The sequence below is a fragment of the Rickettsia sp. TH2014 genome (assembly GCF_019249195.1).
In the GTDB taxonomy this organism is placed as follows: domain Bacteria; phylum Pseudomonadota; class Alphaproteobacteria; order Rickettsiales; family Rickettsiaceae; genus Rickettsia; species Rickettsia felis.
Window position 1 is genome coordinate 1 of record NZ_MXAX01000012.1, and the last position, 3782, is coordinate 3782.

Consider the following 3782-nt stretch of genomic DNA (forward strand, 5'->3'; position numbering starts at 1 on the left):
AAAAATCTTATTAATTTTCGCTAAAAAAGCCTTTTAATTATTAATTAAAATTAATTTACTGATAGCCTCTAAGACTTAATTGTCAAATTCATATAATTTACTCAATTAAAGATTGAAATAAATATTTTCTAGGTCATTCTTGTGTGGATCGGTTTTTTCGTCATTGCGCGGAAAATTACGAAGTAATTGACGGGGCAATCTCAGGAGTTAGTATTACTTTATGAAATTGCCACGCTCTCTTCGTTCGCTCGCAATGACGACCTGGGTATCCTGTTCAAATTTCTCTTTGATAATTTAAAACGACATAATCTTTAGTTATAAGAGGGAAAAACCCTTTATTGAAAGGTAATAATTCGGTTGTTTGATCTAAAAATTCTATTTCAATTATGTCACCGGCACCAAAATCAAGAATATTTTTAATTTTGCCTATTTCTTTATGATCTTGGTTTAATACAGGTAAATGATTTAAATCCGCTATATAAAATTCATCTTCTTCTAGTTTCGGTAAACTTGCTCTCAAGCAAAATATTTTATAGCCTTTTAAGTTTTCTGCTTCATTTCTAGTAGTTATATCATTAAATCTACAAATTAATTCTCCTTTGGCATTTTGGCTAATTAGCTTAATATGTATATCTTCTCCTGACTCACTTACTAAATTTCTTTCAAGTATTTTTGTAGCAGGTTCGGTAAAAGATTTTAAAATTACATCACCTTTAATTCCATGACATGATTTTATTACACCGACTAAAATTAAATTTTCTAAAGAATTCATTAATTTACCTTTAAATTTTGATAGTTATATATAATAATATATTTAAAAACTTTTTTACAGACATGATAAAAAAAATAGCTTCCGGCACTATAATTTGTTTCTCATTATTGTTATTTATAATCTTTGGTGCATTATCTTTTGTTAACTACAATTCAGTTACCAATAATCTTACCAGACATTTAGGAATTGCAAAAGAAAATATTGGCAAAATAAAGATGAATAAATTTCCTTTGCCTTATTTAATTATTGAGACGATAAAGGAAGGAGGAGAGTTAGATTTAGAGCAGATTAAAATTCATTTTTCGTTGTGGTCGCTTATAAAATTTAATCCTAAAATTAATAAAATAGACATATTAGATGCTAAATTTTATTCTAATTCTAATGTATTAAGTATTTATAATCATGAAGAGTTAATAAAGAGTTTCTTTAAATATAAATTACAAAATATAAATCTAAATGTTACTAATCTAAGTATTATTAATAAACAAGACTATTCTATTTTAAATTTTAATAATTGTATATTAAAAAAAGAAAATGCTTTATCATCTAATTACATATTTAAAACTACAAGTAACTATATAGGTAAAATTTCAGGTTCAATGAATAAACGTGACGATATAGTAGATTTTAGTCTTGATATTGATAATAATGATTATGGTTTTAAGCTATCGCAAATTTACAAAGATTTTAAACTTACTAGCGGTAGCGGTGAATATCAGATTAAAAATTTAGCATCGGTAATGTACAATATATTACCGGATTTAAACCATCTTTTTAATAAATTTAATCAAAATGAGGCAGTAAACGTTAAATTTAATATTTCAAATAATGAAGATGAAATAGAGCTAAAAGACATAGTAATAGCATCCTCTTTTATTACAGGTAATGGATTTGTTAACATTGCTAAAAATGATAATATTACTACTAATGTGAAATTAGATTTTCCTAAAATAGATCTAAGTTCGTTAATTTCTCCAAATGCAGAGGTAACATTTAATACTTCTTCTTCAAATATTAGATTTATTTTTGCTGACAAATTGCTTAAAGCAAACATAGCAATCAACGAAATAATATTAAGTAGTAATGAAGCACTAGAAAAAATAATCTTTTCTTCTAACTTATCAAAGGGTACTTTAAAGATAAATGAACTTTCAGGTAATATTAAGTCAGGTGGAGCATTTAAGCTTACAGGTAATGTAACACAGAATGCTGTTAGAAGTATGTTCGATGGACAGCTATATTTAAAGCATAATGATATAAATTCGTTACTGAATATTTTAGGATTTAACGATGTTACTATTAAAGAAGCTATTCCTTTTAGCTTGTCGTCGGATTTAAAACTCACTTTAATAGATTTATTTTTTAAAAATTTATTACTTAAAGCAGACAATTTAAATTTATCGGGAAATTTTTCTAGTAAATTTATTGCTCAAACACCTCGTTTAGATGCTACGCTTAATATATCTTCACTTGACTTAAGCGGTAGGACGTATCCGGTAATTTCGCCTCTTATCGAATTTACAAAAAATTTAACTAAAGATATGAAAACTTTAGATTATCCAAGTAAATTTATTCCTATTAGAACAATAGGATATTTAGCTAATTTAGATATTTTGATAGATAGCGTTAAGTATAACGATCATGTATTTGACAAAATGAATTTGCTTGCTAAAATCATACCGGCTAATATAAAAATTAGTAATTTAGATTTTAAAACCGCGGGCGGCTATTTATCAACTAGCTGGAACTTAGATGCTTCAAGTGTGTTACCGTCTTTGACCATAGAAATTAAGGACGGTAATCTCACTACTGATTTATTATCTCCGGCAGGAATGCTTAATTTAAGAAATAAATTAATAAATGATTATAGTTTAGATAAAGCTATATTGCAATTTTACGGGACATTATCAACATTATCACAGAATAATTTAATATTGAAAAATGTTAAATTTTATGTAGCAAATAATAATAATCTATTACAATTTAATAATATTGAAGCAGAATTATTAGGCGGCAAGCTTCAAGGTAGCGGCAATATTTTATTGGAACCTTATTCTATAAATTTCGTATATGTTTTAAATACAATAGATTTAGATAAAGTTTCGGCTCTTATGCCTAAAATATTTACTGCAAGTAGCGGAAAAGTAAGTATAAGCGGTAGTTTAGGGACTAACGGTAATAGCCTTCAAAGCCAGCTATATAACCTTACTACAAAATCACAATTTGCTATAAACAATATAGATGTTAATAATTTTGGAATTGATTCTTTTATAGAAAAAATTAATACAGCTGATTATAAGGTGCAAAATTTAGATAAAGATATAAATACTGGTATAACCATAGGACAAGAAAATATTAGTGGCATAAGCGGTGATATTGAACTACAAAAAGGTATTGCCATGTTAAAGAAAGTAAAATTTGCAACACAATATAGTAGCGGTGCGGCTTCTTTTGCAGTTAATATATATAATTTTGATATGGATGCATCTAGCATTTTATCATTTTACGTACCGGCAAGGCTTGTTAAATTAAATCCCTCAAATACAAGTTCCGATAAAGATAGTTTGGCACATCTTAATATAAAAATGCAAGGGAGTATTTTTGCTCCTAAGAAAACTTTTGATAGTAGTGAGCTAAAAAAATTACTTATACCACAAACAACTGAAAACAAAACTACTACAGATAACCATTAAAAAATAAAAATAAATGACTAATACTAAAACTTTAGAAGAAAATATTAGCTTTGAAGAAGCTTTAAAAGAGCTTGAGGAAATTGTTAAAAAAATAGATAACGGACAAGAGAGTCTAGAGACGGCAGTTAATAGCTTTGAAAGAGGTATTTTACTTAAGAATCATTGTGAGAAAAAACTAAAAGAAGCTCGGTTAAAAATTGAAAAAATTACTAAACTTGCTGATTCTACAGTGGTCTTAGAAGAGACTGAAGTGTAGCTCGCAAGGCATTACCTGTCTGAATAGCTAGTCGTCATTCCCTCGCAAGGCGTTGTTGCGT

3 protein-coding genes are annotated in these 3782 nt (G+C 27.4%); 2 read left to right on the forward strand and 1 reads right to left on the reverse strand.

Annotated features, from left to right (window positions below):
• Window positions 1-274: 274 nt before the first annotated feature.
• On the reverse strand, window positions 275-772 hold the full coding sequence (rimM, locus tag KYQ89_RS00165) for a ribosome maturation factor RimM (protein WP_218459784.1): 498 nt from the start codon (window positions 770-772) through the stop codon (window positions 275-277).
• Between the two features lie 62 nt (window positions 773-834).
• Here rimM and KYQ89_RS00170 point away from each other — a divergent pair, with 62 nt between their 5' ends.
• Both KYQ89_RS00170 and KYQ89_RS00175 read left to right on the forward strand, forming a co-directional pair.
• Complete coding sequence (locus KYQ89_RS00170; protein WP_218459785.1) at window positions 835-3465, forward strand: AsmA-like C-terminal region-containing protein; 2631 nt, start codon at window positions 835-837, stop codon at window positions 3463-3465.
• Between the two features lie 13 nt (window positions 3466-3478).
• The gene (locus KYQ89_RS00175; RefSeq protein ID WP_008580037.1) at window positions 3479-3721 is read left to right on the forward strand and encodes an exodeoxyribonuclease VII small subunit; all 243 of its coding nucleotides are present in this window, start codon (window positions 3479-3481) and stop codon (window positions 3719-3721) included.
• Window positions 3722-3782: the final 61 nt, after the last annotated feature.